The 6,522-nt window shown below is 72.5% G+C and carries 3 protein-coding genes and 1 pseudogene; 1 reads left to right on the top strand and 3 read right to left on the bottom strand.

The genetic code is table 11. The features are described from left to right. The 3 genes from QHF83_RS52615 to QHF83_RS52605 form a co-directional block, all read right to left on the bottom strand. A partial coding sequence (locus QHF83_RS52615; RefSeq protein WP_282425754.1) for a VWA domain-containing protein occupies positions 1 to 3,062 on the bottom strand: 3,062 nt, incomplete at its 3' end. Continuing rightward, positions 3,059 to 5,053 carry a VWA domain-containing protein gene (locus QHF83_RS52610; protein ID WP_282425753.1) on the bottom strand — a complete coding sequence of 665 codons (1,995 nt, stop codon included), beginning with the start codon at positions 5,051 to 5,053 and terminating at the stop codon, positions 3,059 to 3,061. The genes QHF83_RS52615 and QHF83_RS52610, both read right to left, overlap by 4 nt. Continuing rightward, positions 5,054 to 5,950, bottom strand: a complete 897-nt coding sequence (locus QHF83_RS52605) for a DUF58 domain-containing protein (RefSeq protein ID WP_282425752.1) — start codon at positions 5,948 to 5,950, stop codon at positions 5,054 to 5,056. Between the two features lie 196 nt (positions 5,951 to 6,146). On the opposite strand from QHF83_RS52605, the pseudogene QHF83_RS52600 reads away from it, so the two are divergent. After that, positions 6,147 to 6,522: pseudogene (locus QHF83_RS52600) on the top strand (hypothetical protein); the annotation flags it as partial.

Below are 6,522 nucleotides of genomic sequence, written 5' to 3'. Positions count from 1 at the left end.
GGCCTCGCGACGGCCGGCGGAGGCGCGTGCGGCGCCGGCGCGGAGGGCTGCGCGAGCGCGGCGGTCGAAGCCGCGGGGAGTGGGGCCTCGCGGGCGGCGCGCTCGCGGGCAGCGCGCTCTTTCGCTTGCAGGAGCGCGCCGACGACGGCGTCGGGCGAGCGAGGATCTGGGCGCGCGTGGGCCTCGGTGGGCTTCGGTTGCAGCGCGGCGCGCGCGCGCGCGGCCCAGGCGAGGACAGGCTCCGGCAAGGCGAAGCGACGCGCCGCGACCGCGAGGAGGAGCGCGAAGCCGGCCATCGCGATCAGGAGGGATGTGATGTCCTGGTAGGAGAAACGTCGCGCGGCGCGGTCGCCGAAGATGCCCGCGAGCGTGTCGCGGCGCTTGCCGCCCGTGAGGTCTGCGATGCGGCCGAGCAGCGCCGCGTCGGAGCCCGTGGGCCGCAGCTCCTCGCCCGCCGTGAGCGCCGCGCCCGCTGTACCGACGACGTCGCCCGACTGCTCGTCCTTCGCGATCGCGATGTACGTGCCCGGGCGCGAGAGCGGGATCGAGGCGGCATACGCGCCGGCGCCCGTCGCTTCGAGCGCGGTCTCTCGGACGAACCCGTCGGGCCCGGCGACGCGCACCATCAGTCGGCGGAACGATTGCGCGCGCCCATCGTCGCCGACGACCGTGGCCCGCACGTGAAGCTCGCCGCCCGAGGCATCGGCCTCGACGCGCACGCGGCCGTCCTCGCCCTTGCGGGTGAGGTCACGCGCGAGCTGACCGACGAGCCGCGCCGCGCCAGGCCACGTGGTCCAGCGGCGGCCCCAGCGATCCTTGAGATCACTCGTGAACGCGCCGGATCGACCGACACCCGCCGACCACACCGCGAGGATCGGATCACCCTCGGGCCCGGTCATGAGCACGCTCGCGCGGCCCTTCGGGATCGCCACGACGTACCCGTCGAGCGAGGGGGCCTCGTCGAGGGCCACGCCCGAGAGGATGGGGGAAGGTGCGCTGCGGGCGACGCGAAACTCTTTCTCGACGATCGACGAGCGCGACGCGAGGATCGTCTCCTGCGTGAAGACCGCGGGCAGGCGGTTCGCGTCCTCGATGAGGTAGAAGCGACCGCTGCCGAGGCGCGAGAGCGTCTCGAGCTCCGGCACGTCACCGCCGTTGCCGAGGGCGACCACGCTCGTCGTGATGCCGGCGCGCAGCGCGTCCGAGACCATCGTGCGGCACGGGCCCATCTGCTCGGCGTCGGAGCCGTCGGCGAAGAGGAGCACGTGCTTGAGGTTGACCTTCTCCTTCGCGAGCGCGGCGTACGCGGCTTCGAGCGTGATGTCGACGAGGATGCCGCCGCCGCCGGGGCCGACGCCGCGAATCGCCTTGTCGATCGCGGCCTTGTCGCTCACCGGGCCGAGCGGGACGCTCCAGTGGACCTCGGTGTCCACGTGCAGCACGCCGAGCCGGTCGCCAGTGCCGAGCAGCGCCGCGCTGCGGGCGGCCGCCTCGTTCGCGAGCTCGAGCTTCGTGTGCGCGCCGGCGTTGGCCGCCATCGAGCCGGAGATGTCGATGCCGATCACCTCGGCGAGGCTCGCGCGGCGACGCTCTTGTTTGAGGTCAAACGAAACCGGGGAGACCTCTTCGAGCGGCGTGCGCGCGTACCCGCCCGGGCCCATGCTGCGATCGCCGCCCATGAGCAGCAGGCCGCCGCCGAGGTCGCGCACGTAGCTCGCGAGCGCGTCGATCTGGCCGGGCGAGAGATCCGAGGCGCGCACGTCGCCCATCACGACGAGGTCGTAGCCGACGAGCCCCGCGAGGTCCGCGGGCACGCTGCTCGTCGAGCCCTCGTCCACCTTGAACGCCGCCGCCTCGAGCGCGCGCGCGATGAACGTCGTCTTGCCCGCGTCCCCGTCGAGCACGAGCGCCGAGGCCTGACCTCGCACGCGCATGAAAGCGCTGCCCGCGTTGTCCTCGGGGGATTGATCGAGCGTCGGATCGGCCGCGGTGATCTCCACGTCGTAGCGGTGAAACCCGGGGCCGGGCGCCTTCTCGCGGATGCGCAGCACGTCCTCGCCCGCGGCGATCTTCGCGCCCGACTCCGCGATGAGCTCGCCGTCGCGCCGGAGGCGGATCTGGATCGCGGCCGGGCTCGGCGACGAGGTCACGAGGCGCAGATCGATGGGCTCGCCCTCGTCCGCGCGCGTCGGCGCTCGGAGCGCGACCACGCGGATGTCCGGGATCGAGCGTTGTTCGAGCGGAACCACGTCGACCGGGATCTCCGCGGCCACGGCCGCCGCGGCCGCGGCCATGGTGTCGCCGCGCGTCGCCACGCCGTCCGAGATCACCACGATGCGCGCGGCGCTGTCGGCGGGAACCTCGGCGAGCGAGCGCCGGATCGCCGCGCCGAGGTCGGTCCCGTCGCGCCCGATGGAGACACGTTGCGGCGCCGGCAGGTCCGACTTCGGCCGCGGCGGATCCTCCGTCGCCGCGTCCGCGCCGAAGATGATCGTGCCGATCCGATCCTCCTCGCGCATGCCGAGCTCGGCCACCGCGAGCTCCTGCTTGATGCGCTGCTCGGCGCTCGGGACGAGGTCGATCGAGCGGCTGCGGTCGATCGCGACGAGCACCGTGAGCCGATCGAGCGGCCGTCCGAGCTCGGGCCCAGCGGCGGCCATGGCCGCGATGAACGTGGCGAGCTGGGCGAGGAGGTCGCCGAGCCGCGTGCGCAGCGGGCCCTGGTTCGTCCAGCCGGTCGCCATGCGGTACGCGACGAACGTCGTCGACGCGAGCACGAGCAGAGCGATCTGCGGCCGCGCGAGGCGCAGGTAACCGCCGGGGACGAGGCCCGTCCAGACGAGGCCCACGTAGAGCGCGGGCAGCGCGCCGACGATCATGCCCGCGAGCAAGATCTTGCGTTTCGTGAGGCCCGCCTCGCGGATCACCCACCGGGCGATCAGGACGAACACGAGCAGGCCGAGGCCGACGACCACGAAGGGCACGTACGGGAGCAAGTGACTGGGGATTGGGGCGAAGGACGCCGCAGGCAATCCGAAGCCCCAAACGTCGACCGAGATCACGCCGCGGCCCTCCTCTCCGGCGCCGGCGGGCGCTTCGGCGCGGTGGGCGCGGCCGCGGGCGCGAGGCGGGGCTTGCGCGTGAGGTACCAGATGTCGAAGACCACGAAGCCGAGCGCGACGAGCGCGAGCACCCAGCTCCACTCGTTGTGCGCGTCGGGCTCCGTGCCCGCGGCGGTCACCTTGATCTCGTCCTTGCCCGCTCCGGCTGGGGCCATGACGCTGCCGAGGTCACTCTCGGCCGCGCTCGTGAGGTTCGCCGGGGCCACGAGCGCGCCGCCCTCGGGGCCTTGCCACGAGAGCTGATAGAGGCCGACCTTCGAGATCTCCGGCACGACCGCGAGCCCGCTCCGCAGCGACACGTCGAGCCGATCGCCCGTCGGGCCTTTCACCTCGACGTCCTTCGCCGACGCGGGCAGGCGCACGCGCAAGGGCTCGCCGGCGCGCGCGGGCCCCGTGATGCCGTGCGCGCGATGGATGCGCGCTTGCTCGAGGAGGTTGCGCATGAAGAGCACGAAGCTCGCCTTGAGCGGCCAGTCGCTGTCGCCGACGTCGAAACCGAGCAGCGTGCCCGTGCGCGTCGGCGTGGAGATGTCGGTCGCGATCGTGCCGTCCTGCGTGCGGATGAGCTCCTGCGTGGGGCCCTCGGGCTTGAGCGCGGCCGCGCGCGAGATCGAGACGCCGTCGAGCGAGAGGAACCGCATGCGCGCATCGCCGCTCTCCCACGACGTGATCGACGGCGCTTCGAGCGTCCTTCCCACCACGGTGCCGAAGCATCGACCCGCGGGCGGCCCGACGATCAGGAGATCCCCGCCCGGCACGAAGTCCGGGCACGCGCCCTCCACCACGACGAACGCGTCCATCTCGACCGCGGCCGGCTGCGCGAGCTCCGTCACCGACAGCGTCTTCAGCGTCGTCGCCGGATCGCTGATGATCGCCCGCTCGATCCACGGCGACATCTTCTGCGGATCGGGCGCCGCGTACGCCACGGGGAGTTTGTCCCCGGCCGGCACGCGCGCGAAGGCCGCGTCGTCGACCTCCATCGCGTCGTGCGGCGCGATGTCGAAGATGAGCCCGCGCCGGTAGTCGCCGGGCGCCGGCAGGAAGTCGAGCACCACGGCCTGACGTTCGCCCGGCGCGACCAGGATCTTCCGCGACGCGAGCACGTCCGACGCGTTGTCCTCGCGCATCGTCACGTAGAGCTCGCGCGGCGACTTGCCGAAGTTCGCGATCACGAGGAACGCCTGCACCTGCTCGCGCTTCAGCGTCGGCTCGATCCCCGACCGCACGTCGACGCGCACGATGGCAGCGTTCTCCACCGGCGTGCCCACGGTGATCACCTCGATCGGCAAGGACGCTCCCGCGAGCGCCGCCGGCGCGGCGAGGTTGCCGTCCGTGATCACCACGATCCGCCGTGATCCGCCGAGCTGCCGCAGCCGATCCACCGCGAGCGCCACGGCCGCGCCGAGATCGCCCTCCACGTCGTGCACGCGTAGCGTCTTCAGCGCGGCCTTCAGCCGGACCGCGTCGCGATCGAGCGGCGCCACCACGCGCGCATCACGCCCCGCTTCGAGCAAGAGCGCGTCGCTGCCCGGCCCGAGCGACGACAGGATGTCCTCGGCGACCTTGCGCGCGAGCTCCATCCGCGTCTTCGTCTCCGCGCCGGCCGCGCTCTGCGCCGACATCGACGCGCTCGCGTCCACGATGATCGCGAGGTGATCGCCCGTGATCGCCCTCCCGCGCGTCGCCGGCCGCGCGAGCGCGAACCCGAGCAGGAGCAGCGCCAGCGCCTGCAGGATGAGCGGCACCTGCGCGATGAGCTTCTGGAACGGCGAACGCGCGATGAGGTCCCGCTTCGCCGAGGCCCACAGCCACGTCGACGCGACGCGCTTCTTCTTCCGCCGCACCTTCAGGATGTAGAGCAGCACCAGCGGGCCGAGCAGCCCCAGGAGCGCGAGCCCTTTCGGCGCGAGCAGATCGAGCGGCGAGGACATTCAGTCGATGCTCCTCGCGACGATCCGCCGGATCGCGCTCTCCATGGGTTCGTCCGTCCGAACCCGCACGTACGTCGCGCGCAGCCGCTTCGCCATCTGCCTGAGCTCCTCGCAGAGGCCCGCGAAACGCAGCACGTACGCCTCGATCGCCGCGGCATCCATGGTCACCTCGACGACCGCGCCGGTCTCGGCGTCCTCGAGCGCCCAGTCGCCCTCGTACGGAGGCTCGATCTCCTCGGGCGCGACGACCTGCACGAGCACGAGATCGTGCCCGGCCGCGGCCGCGCGGGTGAGCGCGGGGCCGAGCGGCCCGCCGTCGAGGAAATCGGACACGACGAGGAGCATCCCTGCACGCTTGTTCTTTTGTATCAGCCGATCGATGGCCCGCGCGAGGTCCGTCCCGCCCTGCGGTGTGATCCCTCCGAGCGCGCGGAGCAGCGCCGGCAGTCCGCTCCGGCCCCGCACCGGCGTCTCCTCGCGTTGAATCCCCTCCCCGGCCGAGATCACCTGCGCTCGCTCCGAAGCCGCGAGCGCCATGTACCCGAACGCCGCGGCGATGCGGCAGGCCACCTCGAACTTCGGCGGCTCGCCGAAATCGAGGCTCGCGGACGTGTCCACGAGGAGCCGCACGATCACGTCTTCCTCGGCGCGGAAGAGCTTCAGCACGGGCTCGTCGGTGCGCGCGTAGGCGGCCCAGTCGATGCGGCGCAGGTCGTCGCCGGGGCTGTAGGGCCTGTGCTCCTGGAACTCCGCCGAACCGCCGCGCCGCCGCGCCACGTGCTCGCCCGAAGCGCCCGAGCGCGCGCGGATCTCGAGCCTGCGCCTGAGCACCTCGAGCTCGCGAACGAAGGCGGGATCGAGGAGCCGGGAGGGGCTCCCCGGACGAGTCTCCTGCATCCGAGCCCTTCTGGCCCAGCGCCGCCGCGGCGTCGAGAGCGTCGCGCCCCTCACGTGCGCCCCAGAGGCGCGTGACCCCGATCACCAATCATGTGGTTTGAGCAACAAGCAAGGACGGATGGTAGTGGTAACAACATTTACCATCCTGCGACGTCGAAGTTTTTTGCTTACGCTGTGCGGTCCAACGGCTTCTTGCATGGAGATGACGATGCTGGAGCGGCGAAGGTTACGACGTCCTTGGTTCGTGTTGGTGGCGGTCGCCGCGATCGGCTGTGGCGACGGTGCGATCATCCCAACCACAACCACGGGGAGCACGACCGGCTCCGGCGGGAGCGGCGGCATCGGCGGCATGATGGCCGGCCCCGGAGGTAACGGCGGTAACGGCGGCTCCGGTGGCATCGGCGGCGCAGGCGGCTCCGGTGGCATCGGTGGTTCCGGTGGCATCGGTGGCGCCGGCGGCGTGATGGCCGGCAGCGGCGGCGCAGGCGGCATCGGCGGCGCAGGCGGCGTGATGGCCGGCAACGGCGGCGCCGGCGGCGTGATGGCCGGCAGCGGCGGCGCAGGCGGCATCG

It is taken from the genome of Polyangium sp. 15x6, from assembly GCF_029960785.1.
In the GTDB taxonomy this organism is placed as follows: Bacteria; Myxococcota_A; Polyangia; order Polyangiales; family Polyangiaceae; genus Polyangium.
Note: the sequence above shows the minus strand (reverse complement) of the source record. Positions and strands in the feature narration are given on the sequence as shown.

What these genes read in the sequence shown, in the direction of transcription:
- QHF83_RS52610 (WP_282425753.1), bottom strand. Translation starts at nt 5,053, where the DNA reads ATGTCCTCGCCGCTCGATCTGCTCGCGCCGAAAGGGCTCGCGCTCCTG.
- QHF83_RS52605 (WP_282425752.1), bottom strand. Translation starts at nt 5,950, where the DNA reads ATGCAGGAGACTCGTCCGGGGAGCCCCTCCCGGCTCCTCGATCCCGCC.